The organism is Methylobacterium sp. 275MFSha3.1 (assembly GCF_900108435.1).
In the GTDB taxonomy this organism is placed as follows: domain Bacteria; phylum Pseudomonadota; class Alphaproteobacteria; order Rhizobiales; family Beijerinckiaceae; genus Methylobacterium.
This window is the reverse complement of sequence record NZ_FNWP01000002.1, coordinates 528578-543300: the sequence shown is the minus strand read 5'-3', so window position 1 is coordinate 543300 and position 14723 is coordinate 528578. Positions and strand designations below refer to the sequence as shown.

The window sequence follows — 14723 nt, the reverse complement described above, 5'->3', positions numbered from 1 at the left end:
ACCGCCGTCATTGCGAGCGGAGCGAAGCGATCCAGGGTCGCGCCACGCTGATCGATCGCGTGCCGCCCTGGGTCACTTCGCTGCGCTCGTGATGACGGGGAGGCAGCTCACGCCGCCTCAGTCGATATCCTCGACCGCCTCGCCGCCGCCGTAGACCCGCTGGGCGAGCGACGCCTCCATGAACGGGTCGATGTCGCCGTCGAGCACCTCGTCCGGATCGGTGGACTGGGTGCCGGTGCGCAGGTCCTTCACCAGCTGGTACGGCTGCAGCACGTAGGACCGGATCTGGTGGCCCCAGCCGATATCGGTCTTGGAGGCGGCCTCGGCGTTGGCCTTCTCCTCGCGCTTCTTCAGCTCCGCCTCGTAGAGCCGGGCGCGCAGCATGTTCCAGGCGGTCGCCCGGTTCTTGTGCTGGGAGCGCTCCTGCTGGCACGCGACCACGATCCCGGTGGGGTTGTGGGTGATGCGCACCGCCGAGTCGGTGGTGTTGACGTGCTGGCCGCCGGCACCGGACGACCGGTAGGTGTCGATCCGGCAGTCGGATTCCTTGATCTCGATCTCGATCCGGTCGTCGATCACCGGGTAGACCCAGACGCTGGCGAAGCTGGTGTGCCGCCGGGCGCTGGAATCGTAGGGCGAGATCCGCACGAGCCGGTGCACGCCGGACTCGGTCTTGAGCCAGCCGTAGGCGTTGTGGCCCTTGATCAGGAGCGTGGCGCCCTTGATCCCGGCCTCCTCGCCGTCGGTCATCTCGACGACCTCGACCTTGTACTTCCGGCGCTCGGCCCAGCGGGCGTACATGCGCTGGAGCATGTTGGCCCAGTCCTGGCTCTCGGTGCCGCCGGCCCCGGCGTGGACCTCGAGATAGGTGTCGAAGCCGTCGGCCTCGCCCGACAGAAGCGTCTCGACCTGCCGGCTCGCGGCCTCCTTCTCGACGGCGAGGATCGCCGCCTCGCCCTCGCGGATCGAGGATTCGTCACCCTCCATCTCGCCGAGCTCGATCAGCGTGGCGCCGTCCTCGAGGTCGCGCTCGAGCTTCTTGATCGCCGTGACGGCCTCGTCGAGCTGCTGCCGCTCGCGCATGACCTTCTGGGCGGCCTCGGCGTCGTTCCAGAGGTCGGGGTCCTCGGAAGCCGCGTTCAGCTCCGCGAGGCGTTTATCGACTGTATCCCAGTCAAAGATGCCTCCTCAGCAGCCCTATAGACTGCTTGGCGGCATCCGAGGCTTGCTCGATCTCGGCGCGCATCTGGCTTTTCGGGAATGGGGTGTGGGGAGAGAATGGAAGCTCGTCGGGTCGGGGTGATACCCCCCGGGACCCGGCCTGTAAACGCTTCCCCGCCACGTCGCCCGCCACGTCGCCCGTCGCGTCGCCCGTCGCCCGTGCGGCGCCCGACCGCAGGAATGGCGGCGAGCCGGCGAGCCTCGGGCGCGTTGTCGGGGACGAGCGACACGGCCCGGGAGGCAGGCGGATGGCGGACGATCACGCGGCGACGTGGAAGGACTTCAACGAGGCCGTCAACATGGCGCCGGCGGCGCTGAGGAAGCACCTCGACAGCGCGGCGAGCCGGGAGGTCGGCCAGAAGAAGGACGGCGGCGAGTCGACCGGGCACGAGATGGGCCGGCGGATCCTGGCGATCAAGGACACCAAGAAGGCCGACCTGACGGACGACGACTACGCCGCCATGCGCAAGGTCGTGGGCTACGTCCACCGCCATCTCAAGCAGGGCGGCGAGGCCCGGAAGGACCCCGACTCCCCGTGGCGGATGTCGCTGATGAACTGGGGCCACGATCCGCAGAAGGATTGAGGCCCCGGAACGCCCGGCGGCTCAGTAGCGCGGCGGCACGATGTAGGACGGAGCGATCACGTACTCCCGCGGCCGCTTGCGCGCGCCGAACCGCCCCTCGGTGATCTGGTCGTTGTAATAGTCGAACCCGGTGTAGCCGAAGCCGCCGCCGTTCATCACCTCGGCCACCGGCACGGCGGGCTGGGCGAGATCGGGCCGGCCCGGCGGCACCACCACCTGGCAGCAGCCCTCGGTCTGCAGGACCGTCGGGCCGTTCGGGGCGGTGAACACGAAGGCGCGGGGCTGGTAGGGCGCCGGCGGGTAGGCGGCGTCGGAGGCCGAGGCGCCTTGCCCCGCCAGGAGGGCGAGCAATCCGGCGGCGATCAGGGTCTTGGTGCTCACGCGATGCTCCGTCAGGGGGCCGGGCGGGCCGGCATCTGGCCTACAGTCTAGCTGATCGCGGGCGGCTTGTCCGGCCCGTCCGAATCGACCGGTTACCGAAATTCCGGGCGGGTTCAGCCCCGCGCGCGCAGCACGACCTGCGGGCTCGCCGGGACGGGGCGGCAATCGGTCGTGAAGGCGTTGACCGGCAACGGCTTCGAGTCGCACGCGTACACGTCCGCCGGACCCGGCGCGGGGATCGGATCCCGGGCGATGATCGGGTTCGGCGCGCAGGCCGAGGCCGCGGCGGCGAGCAGCAGGGCGGCGATGAGGTTCAGGCGGCGCATGCGAGACTCGGGACGCGGGAAGACCCCCGCACCTGACCCTGGCCATCGCGCCCCGCGCTGACAAGCGCCGGCGCGGGGCGCCGACACCTTTGACGGCGTCTGTCGCCCCGCGGCAACAATTTGCGCGGGCCGGTCTAGCCGGTCCGGGCCATCGGCAGGACGTTGTGCAGCGTCTTGTCGGTGCCGTCGAAGAACCGGCGGATATTGCGCGCCGCCTGCCGGATGCGCTGCTCGTTCTCCACGAGCGCGATGCGGACGTACTCGTCACCGAACTCGCCGAAGCCGATGCCGGGCGCGACCGCCACGTCGGACTTCTCCAGGAGCAGCTTGGAGAATTCGAGGCTGCCGAGTTCCCGGTACCGCTCGGGGATCGGCACCCAGGCGAACATCGACGAGGCGGGCGACGGGATAGTCCAGCCGGCCTTGCCGAAGGACTCCACCAGCGCGTCGCGACGCTTCCTGTAGATGCTGCGCATCTCGTGGATGCAGTCGTCCGGGCCGTTGAGGGCGGCCGTCGCGGCGACCTGGATCGGCGTGAAGGCGCCGTAATCGAGGTAGGATTTCACCCGGGTGAGCGCCGCGAGCAGGCGCTCGTTGCCCACCGCGAAGCCCATCCGCCAGCCGGCCATCGAGTAGGTCTTCGACAGCGAGGTGAACTCCACCGTGCAGTCGATAGCGCCGGGCACCTGCAGCACCGAGGGCGGCGGGTTGTTGTCGAAATAGACTTCCGCGTAGGCGAGGTCCGACAGCAGGATCAGCTCGTGCTGCTTCGCGAAGGCCACGAGGTCGCGGTAGAAGTCGAGGCTCGCCACGTAGGCGGTCGGGTTCGACGGGTAGCAGACGACCAGCGCCACCGGCTTCGGGATCGAGTGGCGCATGGCCCGCTCCAGGGCGGGGAACATCGCCGGGGTCGGCTCGGCCGGCACGGAGCGGATGACGCCGCCGGCCATCAGGAAGCCGAAGGCGTGGATCGGGTAGCTCGGGTTCGGCACCAGCACGACGTCGCCCGGCGCGGTGATCGCCTGGGCCATGTTGGCGAACCCTTCCTTGGACCCGAGGGTCGCCACCACCTGGGTGTCGGGGTTCAGGGTCACGCCGAAGCGCCGCTGGTAATAGCCCGCCTGGGCCTTGCGCAGGCCGGCGATGCCCTTGGAGGCCGAGTAGCGATCCGTGCGCGGCCGCCCGGCCGTCTCGCACAGCTTGGCGATGACGTGCTTCGGGGCGTCCAGATCCGGGTTGCCCATGCCGAGATCGATGATGTCGGCGCCCTGCGCGCGGGCGGCAGCCTTGATCCGGTTGACCTGCTCGAAGACGTAGGGCGGCAGTCGCTTGATGCGGTGGAAGTCGGTCATGGGCGTGTCCATCGGCGCGTCCCGGATCCGGCGTCTCTCGTCTGGGCCGGTCGGGCGAACCACGTGCTCTAGCAGAGTTGCGGGCCGCCGCCGACCCTGAAAAAGGGCCGCTACTGCGACGCCGCCGGAGCCGGCTTGACGGTGGCGGCCGCGCCCCGCCCGGCGCTCTCGGCGGCCCGCCCCCGGGCCTCGTTGCGGCCGCGGGCACCCTCCAGCTCCGCCTCCAGGGCCTTCTGGCCCGTGACCGACTTGGCCCGGACCGGCCGCTTCGGCGCGTCGACGCCCACCGGCATGAAGTCGGGCTGCGCCTTGCTGCGGGTGTCCGTGACGAAATCCGGGGCCGCGACGACCCGCGGCCCGTAGCCTGCATCGGAGGCCAGCGAGCGGACGACGTCGCCCGAGCAGGCCCCGAGCGCGCCGACCAGCACGCCCAGGCCGGCCGCGCGCGTCAGGCGGCGCAGCGGACCGGCGCGATGCGGGCGGATAGCGGGGTTCAAAATGGCACGATCCATCGTCACATGCGTATGAAAAGATCGGCCGGATGTTTCGGCGACGTCCTGAGCCGGGCTGGCGAAAACTCTGGCTCGCTCCTTATTTTGTCGGAAACGAGGCCCGCGCCATCGGGTCAACAGATGAAGCACAGGGAGGCACGTTTGACGAGCCCGCAGGCGCCGGATCGGACCGCCCCTCCGAAGTCGGTCTCGAACGGCGCGATGCCGGACGGCACGGTCGCCCCGATGCCGGATTTCGAGGCGATTTCCCGCAATGCCGGTCAGTTCGTCGAGGCGATGGGGCGCAACGTCGCCCGCCTCCTCGGGCCCGAGGGCCAGGCGGCCGCACCCGGCAGCGAGATGAACGAGGCGGCCAAGGTGCTCGGTCAGGTGGCCGAGACCTGGCTCGCCGATCCGAACCGCAGCGCCGAGGCGCAGGCGCGCCTGTCGCAGGCGTTCCTGTCGCTCTGGGGCTCGACCTACCTGCGCCTGCAGGGCCAGCCCGCCGATCCGGTGGCGCTGCCCGAGCCCCGGGACGCGCGCTTCGCCCACGCCGAGTGGACGACCAACCCGTATTTCGACTTCCTCAAGCAGGCCTACCTGCTCGCCACCCGCTGGGCGGAGAGCCTCGTCGACGAGGCCGAGGGGCTCGACGCGCACACGCGTCACAAGGCGCAGTTCTACCTGCGCCAAGTCACCAGCATGCTGTCGCCCTCGAACTTCCTGCCGACCAACCCGGAGCTGATCCGCCACACCCTGCAGGAGAACGGCGCCAATCTCGTCCGCGGCCTCAAGATGTACGAGGAGGATCTGGCGGCCGGCGGCGGGCAGCTGCGCGTGCGCCAGACCGACCCGAGCGGGTTCGAGGTCGGGCGCAACATGGCGGTCACCCCCGGCGAGGTGGTATTCCGCAACGACCTGATCGAGCTGATCCAGTACGCGCCCACCACCGAGACCGTGCTGCGGCGCCCGTTCCTGATGGTCCCGCCCTGGATCAACAAGTTCTACATCCTCGACCTCAATCCGCAGAAGAGCTTCCTGAAGTGGATGGTCGACCAGGGCCTGACGGTCTTCTGCATCTCCTGGGTCAATCCCGATTCCCGCCACGCCGACAAGGACTTCGAGTCCTACATGCGCGAGGGGATCGAGGCGGCCATCGACGTGATCGGCGTCGCCACCGGTGAGAGCGAGGTCACGGCGGCGGGCTACTGCGTCGGCGGCACGCTGCTCGCGGTGACGCTCGCCATGCAGGCGGCCACCGGCAACCGGCGGATCAAGAGCGCGACGCTGCTCACCACACAGGTCGACTTCACCCACGCGGGCGACCTGAAGGTCTTCGCCGACGAGGAGCAGATCCGCCAGGTCGAGGCGCGCATGGCCGAGCAGGGCTACCTGGAGGGCGCCCGCATGGCGAACGCCTTCAACATGCTCCGGCCGAACGACCTGATCTGGCCCTACGTCGTGAACAACTACATCAAGGGCAAGGCACCCTCGGCCTTCGACCTGCTGTACTGGAACTCCGACGCCACGCGGATGCCGGCAGCCAACCACTCGTTCTACCTGCGCAACTGCTACCTCGACAACACGCTGGCGCAGGGGCGGATGGTGCTCGGCAACGTCCGCCTCGACCTCAGGAAGGTCCAGGTGCCGATCTTCAACCTCGCGACCCGCGAGGACCACATCGCGCCGGCGCTGTCGGTCTTCGAGGGTTCGAAGGTCTTCGGCGGGAAGGTCGATTTCATCCTCGCCGGCTCCGGCCACATCGCCGGCGTGATCAACCCGCCGTCCAAGCCGAAATACGGCTACTGGACCGGCGGCCCCGTGAAGGGGACGCTCGAGGATTGGATCAGGGCCGCGGTCGAGACCAAGGGCTCGTGGTGGCCCTACTGGTTCCAGTGGATCGAGGCGCAGGCCCCGGAGCGGGTGCCGGCCCGGCAGCCGGGCGGCGACGCGCTGCAATCCTTAGGGCCGGCGCCCGGCACATACGTGCGGATGCGCGCCTGAGGCGCGCGACGCACGCGGATCGATTGGGTGATCGGCCCCGATGGTCACGGAGCCGCCCCGACATCACGAGCGGAGCGACGTGACCCGGGGCAGCGCGACACCTGTCGGCGTGGCGCTGCCCTGGATCGCTTCATTCCGCTCGCGAAGACGGCGGCAGCGACGGACACGACCGGAGCTGCCCGTCAATACTTCCGCACGAGCGGCGCCGGGACCGGGGCCGGCGGCGCGCCGAAGACGTAGCGGAAGCCCACCGAGACGATGTCGGCGCTGGAATCCACCACGCCCGCGAAGGCGATGTTGCTGATGTTGTAGTCGCGGCCGATGCCCGCGAGGATCCGCGAGCGGTCCAGGAAGAAGTGCGAGTAGGCGAGGTTCAGCGTCAGCTGCTGGCTCCAGCGGTAGCTGGCGCCGACCGAGACGTTGTACCGGTCGCCGTCCGGCAGGCGCACCGAGCGGTTCCGGAAGTCGATGGGCGAGGTCTCGTAGGCGAAGCCGGTCCGCAGCGTCAGGTTCGGCGACGCGTCGTACTCGGCGCCGACCGCGTAGGTGAACCCGTCCTTGTAGTTGAGCGGCAGGTTGTTCACCGGCAGGCCGATCGTCTTCGACACGATGCCGATGGTGCCGAGCCTCGACCAGTTGTCCCACTCGAAGCCGAGATTCACCCGCGCCACCGGCGAGACCGCCTGGGTCAGGCCGACGCTCAGCTTCTCGGGCGTGTTCAGCTTGGCGCGGACCTGTCCGGCCAGCGGCGCCAGGGCGACGAGCGGGACGCCGATCGAGCCGTCGATGTCGTGGTGCACCGACGAGCGGTAGCCGATGCCCAGCACGGTCCCGTCGCGGGGCGTGAGCGTGGCGCCGGCGGTGAAGCCCGCGCCCCAGGACTCACCCTTGAGGAAGGAGCTCGGATACGAGGTCGGCAGGATGCCGGGGATCGGCAGCGCCTGTCGCAGGGTCAGGCGGAAATACTCGATGTTCGGGCCGGCCGCGATCGAGAGCCACTCGTTGACCTTGAAGCCGATGACCGGGTTGATCGCCAGCGAGAAGATCCGCGACGAGCGTCCGTAGACCTCGCCGGCCCACACGTCCCGCGGCTTGGTGACGAGGCCGAAGGGGGCGCCGGTCGAGAGGCCGAGCCACAGGCGGTCGTTCAGCTGGTACGAGGTCGCGCCCGCCGGCACGACGGCGCCCTGGCCCAGCTCACCCGAGCCGCCCAGCCGCGCGAAGCCCGGATTGGTGCCCGGCGCGGGCCGGATCTCCGAGGACAGGCCGATATAGGTGAAGTTCTGCTCCGCGACGAAGCCCGGGTTCATCGTGATTGTCGCGGGATTCCAGAACATCGACGAGACGCCGCCCGATCCCGACGCCGCGCCCGCGAAGGCCAGCCCCTGGGCCTCGGTGCTCTGCTCCCGGATCCCGAACGCCCCCGCCTGCACCTGCCCGGCGCCGAGGACCACCGCCGTCGCCGCCAGCATCGCAGCGCGAACCGTCCCGCCCATCTCTTCCCCCAAGCCTTCGTTCTGCTGGGCGCCGTCGATTGTTCGAGACCCGTTATGCGGCGACCTTCCATGCATGGTGCCGGTTTCGGGTGCGGAACCGCAATGACCCCGACCATTTTCGGCACCGAGAGGAATAGTAGTAGATAAGGAGCGGTAAACGGCACCTTCACGAGCGAAAGCCCGTGATGATTGAGATTTTTCAGTCTTGATCCGAGCTGTCACACCGAGATGGCGACAGGAACAATATATCCGAACGTCGCCGACCCTGCACTTTTCCGCCGTCCTGTTGCCCTGCGGCGACACCCGGCGGACCGACACGCCGACGCGGCCGGCCTTGCACCCGGGTCGAGGCCCGGCCATGGTCCCGGCGTCCGGCGCAGACCGGTTCAGGGAAGGATGAGGAGTGCGGCCATGAAGCTCTTCCGGCACGGCCCGAGCGGCGACGAGAAGCCCGGCCTCGTGGATGCCAGCGGGGGGCTGCGCGACCTGTCGGGCATCGTGCGCGACATCGCCGGGCCGGCCCTCGCGCCCGACTCGCTGGCGCGGCTGCGCGCCCTGGATCCCGAGACCCTGCCGAAGCTGCCCCCGGACGTGCGGCTCGGCCCCTGCGTCGGCGGCACCCGGAACGTCGTCGCCATCGGCCTGAACTTCGCCGACCACGCCGCCGAGACCGGCTCGCCGATCCCCGCGGAGCCGATCATCTTCAACAAGGCCCCGTCCAGCCTGTGCGGGCCGAACGACACGGTAATCATTCCCAAGGGGTCGCACAGCACCGACTGGGAGGTGGAGCTCGCCGTGGTGATCGGGCGGCGCGCCAGCTACGTCCACGCCAACGAGGCGCTGAGCTACGTTGCGGGCGCCTGCATCTGCAACGACGTCTCCGAGCGCGAGTGGCAGATGAACCGCGGTCCGACCTGGACCAAGGGCAAGAGCGCGCCGACCTTCGGCCCCCTCGGCCCATGGCTGGTGACCCTCGACGAGATTCCCGACCTGAAGAACCTCGCCATGAGCCTCGACGTGAACGGCGAGCGCCGTCAGACCGGCTCGACCGCAACGATGATCTTCGACGTTCCCCAACTCGTCGCCTACGCGTCGCACTTCATGCTGCTGGAGCCGGGCGACGTGATCACCACCGGCACGCCGCCTGGCGTCGGCCTCGGCATGAAGCCGCCGCGCTACCTCAAGGCCGGGGACGAGATGGTCCTGCGCATCGACCGGCTCGGCGAGCAGCGGCAGAAGGTCATCGCCTTCGACGACTGGACCTCCAAGGTCTCGGCCGGCGAGCCGACGCACTGACAGACGGGGCCGCCGCCCGAGCCCGGACGGCGGCCCCGCGCCCGGGCAACGTCACCGATAATGGCGAGCGCCCGGCACCCGCGACCGACGGGACCTATATACTCTCGATTGAATTATGGATTGATTTTAGTATTGTAAGTTATATCGCCGGCCTTGATCGGTTAAGACTGTATTATATTATAGCTGTAAAATGCCTGCCTCGTCGATCGGGCCCGGCATGAGTGCGAAAACTGATTTCCCCAATGGCCGGACCTCCGGATCGGAGTCCGAGCCGCCGACGCTCAGGTCGATCGAGATCCTGGCCGATGCCGTCAAGCAGGCGGCGCAGGAGAAGACCGGCCGGATCCGGCGGATCACGGCGCAGACCAAGATCCTCGCCCTCAACGCGCTCATCGAGGCCGCGCGGGCCGGAGATGAGGGACGCGGCTTCGCGGTCGTCGCCCAGGAAGTGCGCGCCCTCGGCGAATCCGTGGACGTCATCGCCGGCGAGCTGGAGCTTCACCTGTCCGGCCGCATCGTCGAGCTGCAGCGCACCGTCGAGACGATGGCGGGCCGCGTCCAGGGAGAACGCCTGGTCGATCTCGCGCTCAACGCGGTCGAGCTGATCGATCGCAACCTCTACGAGCGGACCTGCGACGTGCGCTGGTGGGCGACCGACGCCGCCGTCGTCGCCTGCGCGGCCGATCCCGGCCCGGCCGCGGCGGCCTTCGCGGGCGACCGCCTCGGCATCATCCTCTCGGCCTACACGGTCTATCTCGATCTCTGGATCTGCGGCCTGGACGGCCGCATCCTCGCGACCGGCCGCGCCGATCGCTACCCGGGACTGCAGGGCCGGAGCGTCGCGGGGGAAGCGTGGTTCCGGGAGGCGCTCGCCCTGGAGAGCGGCGACGCCTTCGTCTGCGCCGACGTGCGGCAGGAGGATGCGCTGGGCGGCGCGCAGGTCGCCACCTACGCGGCGAGCGTGCGGGCGGGCGGTCAGGCGACCGGCGCACCTCTCGGCGTCCTGGCGATCCACTTCGACTGGGCACCGCAGGCCCACGCCATCGTTTCGGGGATCCGGGTCGCGCCGGAAGATCGAGGGCGCACCCGCGCCCTGCTGGTCGATGCCGGCGGCCGGGTGCTGGCCGCCTCGGATCAGGTCGGTCTCCTGACCGAGCGGGTCTCCTGCCGGATGGACGGCGAGACGAGCGGAGTCGTGCGGGATCCGCGGTCGGGCACGGTCACGGCGTACCATCGGACACCGGGATACGAGACCTATCGCGGGCTGGGCTGGTACGGCATGATCGTCCAGACCGACCCCTCGGTCGGAGGATCGGGCGCGAGGCCCGCTTGATTTCTGTCCGCCGATCCGGCTCAAACACCGCATGAGCGCGACTTCCCTCCCCGGTTCCCAGCAGCCCGACCTCGGCGACATCCGCCACGACTGGAGCGTGGCGGAGATCCGCGCGATCCACGACCTGCCGCTGATGGACCTCGTGTTCCGGGCCGCGCAGGTGCACCGCCGGCACAACGACCCCGCCGACATCCAGCGGGCCTCGCTCCTGTCGATCAAGACCGGCGGCTGCCCGGAGGATTGCGCCTACTGCCCGCAATCGGCCCATCACAAGGGCGCGGGCGTCGCGCGCGAGCGGCTGATGCCCGTGGAGACGGTGCTGGCCGAGGCGGCCGCCGCCAAGGCCGCCGGCGCTCAGCGCTTCTGCATGGGCGCCGCGTGGCGCCAGCCGAAGGACGGCCCGGAATTCGACGCGGTGCTCGCCATGGTGCGCGGCGTGCGCGGCCTCGGCATGGAGGCCTGCGTGACGCTCGGCATGCTCACGCCCTCGCAGGCCGGACGCCTCGCCGAGGCCGGGCTGACCTCCTACAACCACAACCTCGATACCGGGCCGGATTTCTACGAGGACATCATCTCCACCCGCACCTACGACGAGCGCCTGCAGACCCTCGCGAACGTCCGCGAGGCCGGGATCGGCGTGTGCTGCGGCGGCATCGTCGGGATGGGCGAAGGTGTCACCGATCGCGCCGCGATGCTCCAGGTTCTGTCCAACCACGCCCCCCATCCGGAAAGCGTGCCGATCAACGCCCTCGTGGCGGTGCCCGGCACCCCGCTGGAGGACCAGCCGGCGGTCGACCCGTTCGATCTGGTGCGCATGTGCGCCACGGCGCGGATCGTGATGCCGCGCTCCCGCGTGCGGCTCAGCGCCGGCCGCAAGAGCCTCACCCGCGAGGCCCAGGTGCTGTGCTTCCTCGCCGGCGCCAACTCGATCTTCTACGGCGAGCGGCTGCTCACCACCGCCAATAACGGGCAGGACGACGACGCGGCGCTGCTGGCCGATCTCGGCATCCGGGTCGGGGAGCCCGTCCGGGCCGCGGCCGAGTAGCGGCAGCGGGGCGACGTCCCGCGGGTCCGGTCCCGTCAGCCCTCCGGCAGCACGATCCGGAAGCGCGCGCCGCTCAGCCCCTCGGCCTCGCAATCGTCGAGGGTGAGGGTGCCGCCGTTGATCCCGATCAGCTCGGCGGCGATCGGCAGCCCGAGGCCCGTGCCACCGGACCGCATGGATCCCTGGAACGGCGCGAACAGGTTCTCCCGCGCGCGCGCCGGGAGACCGGGGCCGTTATCGGCGACCAGGATCGTGACCCGGCCCGGTGCCGCGCGGGCGGCGACCACGCTCACGGCGGCCTCCGGCACGGCCGCCCCGTCCAGCGCCTGCACAGCGTTGCGCACGAGGTTGGCCAGCGCCCGCCCGAGCTGCTCCGGATCGGCCTGCACGGAGAGATCGCCCGCCGCGACCTGGACACTGACCGGATGCGCCGCCAGCGCGGCGAGATCCGGAAGTTCCGCGAAGACCGGTGCCAGAGGCGTGCTGGTGAGGAGCGGCGCCCGCTCGGAGACGCGCCCGTAGGCGAGGGTCGCCTCGCAGAAGCGGATCGCGCGGGCCAGCGTCCCGACGAGGCGGGGGGCCACGCGCTGCACGGTCGGATCCTCGGTCCCCTCCAGGCGGTCGCCCAGGAGCTGCGCGCCGGTCAGCAGGTTGCGCAGTTCGTGGCTGATCTTACTGACCGCCAAGCCCAGTTCGGCGAGTCGCCGCTTCTGCCGGAGCTGGTCGGCGAGGCTGCGCTGCATCCGCCCGAGCGCCCGCTCGGCCTGGCCGATCTCGTCGCTGCGGCGGGACGGCGCGATGATCCGCCCGGCATCCTCCGGATCGTCCGCGAAGGCCGTGATGCTGGTGGCGAGCCGCCGCACGGGGCGCACGATCAGCACCTGCAGCACCACGAAGACGAGACCGGCGGCGGCCGCCGCGATGATCAGCGAGGAGACCAGCAGGCGCAGCGCGTAGTCGATCATGGCGGTGCGCAGCGGCGCCTCGTCGAGCAGGATCTCGACCCGGTCGAAGCCGATGCCGCCCTCCCCGACCACGCGGATCGGCTCGTGGACCGGCGCCACGAGGGTGCGCCACGCGCCCCGGATCGCCGACAGGGCCGTGACGTCGCGCAGGTCGACGGTGTCGGCGACCTGCTCGGGCATGGGCTCGATGGCGAGCAGACGCTGGGCGCCGCCGCCGCGGACGGCGATGGCGCGGGCGTTCACGCCGGCCAGGAGCCGGCTCTCGAGCGGCTCGGAGACCGGCTCGCCGGTCCGCCCGTCGAGCACCAGAGCGGCGACTTGCGCGGCCGCCAGGCGGTCGGACATCCATTCGATCCGGTAATTGGCCACCGCCGGCACGTAGGTCAGCACCTCGGCCACCACCACGAACGCGACGGTGACGAGGAACAGGCGCCCGGACAGGCCGAGGCGCGCGGTGCGCCGCTCGGGGACGTCGCGGGCCGGTGCGGGCGCCGGCGTCGCCGGTGCCGCGGCCTGATGGGACTCGAGGGACACGCCGGTCACGCTCCGCGCCGGCATCGCGGATGAGGATCGGCGGAGAGAGGATTGAGAAAGCTCGAGCCGGGTTCGGCCTTCGCGGGATACATGTTCGCAAGCCACAGATTCGCAGGCGGGAATACAGGCTCCCGGCGGCGAGCACTATACGATATCCCCCTCCAAGCGGTTGCACGCGCCCTCAGACACCGAAAAACACAGCCGGTGGCGGATCGCGCGCCTCGGCGGCGCATCTCAGCCGCGTCGGGCGCGGCGGCTCAGCAGCATGCTGACCAGGGCGAAGACGGCCAGCATCGCGAGACCTGCAACCATCTTGGGCGTGACCAGGGCGCGCAGGGTCAGGGCCTGGTCGCAGCCGCCCGCCCCCGTCGCGAGGCAGGCGGCCCTGGCGGCCTCGTGGGCGGCGACGACGTCCTCGATGCCCGCGCCCGTGGTGGCGTACACGACCGCGCCCGGCAGCAGCCCCAGGAACGTCGCGAGCACGAAGACCCGCATCTTCACCCCGAAGGCGGCGGGCGCGAGGTTGGTCACCCAGAACGGGAACAGCGGCAGGAGGCGGAGCACCGCGATGTAGCCGAAGGCGTCGCGCCGGAAGCCCTCGGCCAGCCCGGCGAGGCGCGTGCCGCCCATGCGCCGCAGCAGGTCGGCGCCGGGCCCGCGGCCGATCGCGAAAACGATGGCCGCCCCGGTCGTGGCCGCACAGACCGCGGTGAGCGCCCCCGGCACGATGCCGAACAGGAAGCCGCAGACCATCGTGAGGATCAGCGTGGCCGGTACCGACACGACGACGGCCCCGACATAGAGGCAGTAGGCCGCGACCAGCGCGCGGAGATACCCGGCCTCGACGAAGCCGCGCAGCCAGAGGCGGGACGCGAGCAGGCGGTCGAGGCTGAGGAGTTGCGCGGCTCCCGAGACCAGGACCACCGCCGACACCGTCAGGAGCAGCGCCAGCGGGAGCCAGCGCCGCAGGCGCTTCCAGCGCCCCTCGCGGTTCTCGACGCGGCCTTCGGCGACGGGGGCGTTGCCGGTCTCGCTCACCCGGGCTTGCGCATCCGCAGGATCTTGAAGAACCCGCCCGGGAAGGTCGGCTTCAATCCCAGGACCTCGACGCCGTTGCGCCGCGCCCAGGCCTCGATCCGCGTCGCCTTGAAGTCCGACGACCAACCGATCTTCGTGCAGAGCGGTGCCACGACCTCCTCGACCCGGGCCAGAGGGCCGTCGCTCTGGCCGAAATGGTTGGCGAGGACGATGCCGCCGCCCGGGCGCACCACCCGCAGGAACTCCGACATCGCGGCCTCGGGGTCGGGCACCAGGGTGATCAGGAACTGGGCCACGACGGCGTCGAAGCTCGCGTCGGCGTAGCCGAGGTGGCAGACGTCCATCACCTGGAGGCCCTTCACGTGGGCCAGGTTCCGGCGCCGGACCTTGGCGCGGGCGCGCTTGAGCATGTCCTCGGACAGGTCGACGCCGCAGACGAAGCTCGCCTTCGGGTAGTAGCCCAGCGCCAGCCCGGTGCCGACGCCGGCCTCCAAGATCCGAGGCCCGTGCTCGGCCGCCGCCTCGACGGCGGCGCGGGCCGCGGGCTCGGTGAGCTTGTCGTAGACCACGTCGTAGACGGGGGCCCAGCGGGCATAGGCCTTGCGCATCAGGGCCGTGCTCGGCCCGGCCATCTGCGGCTCGCTCAGCATCGTTCGA

At 70.5% G+C, this 14723-nt stretch carries 14 protein-coding genes; 5 read left to right on the top strand and 9 right to left on the bottom strand.

The window, feature by feature from the left end; genetic code table 11:
* Nucleotides 1-117: 117 nt before the first annotated feature.
* Nucleotides 118-1246 (bottom strand): peptide chain release factor 2 gene (gene prfB, locus BLW78_RS02575; RefSeq protein ID WP_107645849.1). Its coding sequence is split into 2 segments (ribosomal slippage): nt 118-1176 and nt 1178-1246, totalling 1128 coding nucleotides; the frame shifts between segments, so codons are not numbered across the junction.
* A 223-nt stretch (nt 1247-1469) separates the two neighbouring features.
* Here prfB and BLW78_RS02570 point away from each other — a divergent pair.
* Nucleotides 1470-1805: a DUF3140 domain-containing protein gene (locus tag BLW78_RS02570; RefSeq protein WP_091676304.1), complete on the top strand. Its 336-nt coding sequence runs from the start codon at nt 1470-1472 to the stop codon at nt 1803-1805.
* A gap of 21 nt (nt 1806-1826) precedes the next feature.
* Here the strand turns inward: BLW78_RS02570 and BLW78_RS02565 are convergent, their stop codons facing one another.
* From BLW78_RS02565 to BLW78_RS02550, 4 genes are all read right to left on the bottom strand, one after another.
* Nucleotides 1827-2186, bottom strand: a complete 360-nt coding sequence (locus BLW78_RS02565; protein WP_020090817.1) for a hypothetical protein — start codon at nt 2184-2186, stop codon at nt 1827-1829.
* Nucleotides 2187-2299: 113 nt separating this feature from the next.
* Nucleotides 2300-2512: a hypothetical protein gene (locus BLW78_RS02560; RefSeq protein WP_020090818.1), complete on the bottom strand. Its 213-nt coding sequence runs from the start codon at nt 2510-2512 to the stop codon at nt 2300-2302.
* Nucleotides 2513-2646: 134 nt separating this feature from the next.
* A complete protein-coding gene (locus BLW78_RS02555) occupies nt 2647-3864 on the bottom strand; it encodes an LL-diaminopimelate aminotransferase (protein ID WP_026604561.1) in 1218 nt (405 codons plus the stop codon).
* Between the two features lie 110 nt (nt 3865-3974).
* Complete coding sequence (locus BLW78_RS02550) at nt 3975-4361, bottom strand: hypothetical protein (RefSeq protein ID WP_244492163.1); 387 nt, start codon at nt 4359-4361, stop codon at nt 3975-3977.
* A 216-nt stretch (nt 4362-4577) separates the two neighbouring features.
* Between BLW78_RS02550 and phaC the strand changes: the two genes are divergently transcribed.
* Nucleotides 4578-6359, top strand: a complete 1782-nt coding sequence (gene phaC / locus BLW78_RS02545; RefSeq protein WP_348272430.1) for a PHA/PHB synthase family protein — start codon at nt 4578-4580, stop codon at nt 6357-6359.
* A 182-nt stretch (nt 6360-6541) separates the two neighbouring features.
* Here phaC and BLW78_RS02540 read toward each other — a convergent pair whose 3' ends face one another.
* A complete protein-coding gene (locus BLW78_RS02540) occupies nt 6542-7855 on the bottom strand; it encodes an OmpP1/FadL family transporter (protein WP_091676299.1) in 1314 nt (437 codons plus the stop codon).
* Between the two features lie 411 nt (nt 7856-8266).
* On the opposite strand from BLW78_RS02540, the gene BLW78_RS02535 reads away from it, so the two are divergent.
* The 3 genes from BLW78_RS02535 (at nt 8267) to bioB (ending at nt 11529) form a co-directional block, all read left to right on the top strand.
* Complete coding sequence (locus tag BLW78_RS02535) at nt 8267-9151, top strand: fumarylacetoacetate hydrolase family protein (RefSeq protein ID WP_091676296.1); 885 nt, start codon at nt 8267-8269, stop codon at nt 9149-9151.
* 217 nt (nt 9152-9368) lie between these two features.
* Complete coding sequence (locus BLW78_RS02530) at nt 9369-10484, top strand: methyl-accepting chemotaxis protein (RefSeq protein WP_106735891.1); 1116 nt, start codon at nt 9369-9371, stop codon at nt 10482-10484.
* A gap of 31 nt (nt 10485-10515) precedes the next feature.
* Nucleotides 10516-11529: a biotin synthase BioB gene (bioB, locus tag BLW78_RS02525; protein WP_020090825.1), complete on the top strand. Its 1014-nt coding sequence runs from the start codon at nt 10516-10518 to the stop codon at nt 11527-11529.
* A gap of 35 nt (nt 11530-11564) precedes the next feature.
* Here the strand turns inward: bioB and BLW78_RS02520 are convergent, their stop codons facing one another.
* The 3 genes from BLW78_RS02520 to BLW78_RS02510 all read right to left on the bottom strand — a co-directional run bounded on the left by BLW78_RS02520 (nt 11565) and on the right by BLW78_RS02510 (nt 14716).
* On the bottom strand, nt 11565-13052 hold the full coding sequence (locus BLW78_RS02520; protein ID WP_020090826.1) for a sensor histidine kinase: 1488 nt from the start codon (nt 13050-13052) through the stop codon (nt 11565-11567).
* A 210-nt stretch (nt 13053-13262) separates the two neighbouring features.
* Nucleotides 13263-14066: a TVP38/TMEM64 family protein gene (locus tag BLW78_RS02515; protein ID WP_020090827.1), complete on the bottom strand. Its 804-nt coding sequence runs from the start codon at nt 14064-14066 to the stop codon at nt 13263-13265.
* Nucleotides 14063-14716 carry a class I SAM-dependent methyltransferase gene (locus BLW78_RS02510; protein ID WP_056531444.1) on the bottom strand — a complete coding sequence of 218 codons (654 nt, stop codon included), beginning with the start codon at nt 14714-14716 and terminating at the stop codon, nt 14063-14065. Before BLW78_RS02510 ends, BLW78_RS02515 begins: the two co-directional genes overlap by 4 nt.
* Nucleotides 14717-14723: the final 7 nt, after the last annotated feature.

Excerpts from the sequence above, each read along its gene's own strand:
- phaC (WP_348272430.1), top strand. The coding sequence starts at position 4,578 with ATGCCGGACGGCACGGTCGCCCCGATGCCGGATTTCGAGGCGATTTCC.
- bioB (WP_020090825.1), top strand. The coding sequence starts at position 10,516 with ATGAGCGCGACTTCCCTCCCCGGTTCCCAGCAGCCCGACCTCGGCGAC.
- BLW78_RS02560 (WP_020090818.1), bottom strand. The coding sequence starts at position 2,512 with ATGCGCCGCCTGAACCTCATCGCCGCCCTGCTGCTCGCCGCCGCGGCC.
- BLW78_RS02530 (WP_106735891.1), top strand. The coding sequence starts at position 9,369 with ATGAGTGCGAAAACTGATTTCCCCAATGGCCGGACCTCCGGATCGGAG.
- BLW78_RS02510 (WP_056531444.1), bottom strand. The coding sequence starts at position 14,716 with ATGCTGAGCGAGCCGCAGATGGCCGGGCCGAGCACGGCCCTGATGCGC.
- BLW78_RS02570 (WP_091676304.1), top strand. The coding sequence starts at position 1,470 with ATGGCGGACGATCACGCGGCGACGTGGAAGGACTTCAACGAGGCCGTC.
- BLW78_RS02555 (WP_026604561.1), bottom strand. The coding sequence starts at position 3,864 with ATGACCGACTTCCACCGCATCAAGCGACTGCCGCCCTACGTCTTCGAG.
- BLW78_RS02540 (WP_091676299.1), bottom strand. The coding sequence starts at position 7,855 with ATGGGCGGGACGGTTCGCGCTGCGATGCTGGCGGCGACGGCGGTGGTC.
- BLW78_RS02520 (WP_020090826.1), bottom strand. The coding sequence starts at position 13,052 with ATGCCGGCGCGGAGCGTGACCGGCGTGTCCCTCGAGTCCCATCAGGCC.
- BLW78_RS02535 (WP_091676296.1), top strand. The coding sequence starts at position 8,267 with ATGAAGCTCTTCCGGCACGGCCCGAGCGGCGACGAGAAGCCCGGCCTC.